Raw genomic sequence first — 1,412 nt, 5'->3', positions numbered from 1 at the left:
AACGATGCATTTCCCTGGAAAACTACTTTGGGCCCGCTTGCAGGGCGGCCCGGTCATACCGGCTCATGGGGCTACCGCCCCAGCGACGGAATGGGCCTGCTTGAATTTTTAGAATGGTGCGAAGACCTGAAAATGGAACCGCTACTTGCCGTTTATGCCGGCTATTCGCTCGACGGCGACCATGTGGACGCAGGCCCGCTTTTAAAGCCATACGTAGATGATGCGCTGGATGAAATTGAATATGTAATAGGCGGCGTAAACACCTACTGGGGCGCTAAGCGCGCGGCAGATGGGCACCCGGCGCCTTTTAAACTGCGCTATGTGGAAATTGGCAACGAAGACGGGTTTGACGAGTCTGGCAGTTACGACGGACGTTACGCCCAGTTTTATGATGGCATTAAAGCCAAATACCCCAACCTTCGCTGTATCGCCAGCATGGGCGGCAAGGACTGGCTTGGGGGAAGAGGCAAGTTTACGATCCGCAAGCCCCAAATTGTAGACGAGCATTATTACCGCAATGCCTGGGGAATGGAAGAGGATGCGGCACATTACGACAACTACGACCGTAAAGGGTATAAAGTGTTTGTAGGCGAGTGGGCAACAACGGAAGGCATGCCCACCACCACTTTGAATGCCGCCCTTGGCGATGCAGCCTGGATGACCGGTATGGAGCGCAATTCAGACGTGGTTATCCGCTCATGCTATGCGCCTTTATTTGCAAATGTAAACAAGGCTACCGCAAACGTGCCGAAAGCCTGGCAATGGGAATCAAACCTGATAGGTTACGATGCATTGACAAGTTTTGGTTCACCATCATACCATGTACAGGTAATGTTTAACAGCTATATCGGCAATAAAGTGGTGCCTATTGCGGGCACCAATATCCCTACTCAAACCAGGCCCGCCACCAAGCAGGATAGCGCTGCGAACAAAACGCCCCAACCTATACCTGGCCTGTTTTATGTAGCTACCCGCGACACCAAAACGGGAAAACTGTTCCTTAAAGTAGTAAATGCAACAGGGAAGCCGCAGCAGGTTGATATTGATTTAAAGGGAGCTGTAAAGTTTTCTCCGGAGGGCATTATCGTGGTCATAAAAGGCGACAAGCCAGAGGACACCAACACGATCAGCGACCCCAAAAAAATAGTTCCGGTTACCAGCAAGGTAAGCGGAATCAGTAAAAAATTTACAAGGACTTTCGATGCCTATTCAGTAAGCGTGCTTCAAATAAATACATTAACTAAGTAATTAAAACCAGGTAAGTACCAGGATAAAAAGTCAAATATCGATATGAGCAATGCGATTTACCGGTTGTGGATGACGGCCTTAATTACCACGCTAATAGTGCCGTGTTTATACGCCCAAAAAGCCACCAACCCCATCATTTATGCTGACGTGCCGGACATATCAAT

1 protein-coding gene is annotated in these 1,412 nt (G+C 49.3%); it reads left to right on the top strand.

All coding sequences use genetic code 11. From position 1 onward, the window contains the following. The coding region (locus AC1DYT_RS26670) for an alpha-L-arabinofuranosidase A (protein ID WP_477472522.1) at nucleotides 1-1,248 on the top strand (1,248 nt) is incomplete at its 5' end. Nucleotides 1,249-1,412 lie beyond the last annotated feature (164 nt).

The sequence above is a fragment of the Mucilaginibacter sp. P1_D10 genome, assembly GCF_056406215.1.
Note: the sequence above shows the minus strand (reverse complement) of the source record. Positions and strands in the feature narration are given on the sequence as shown.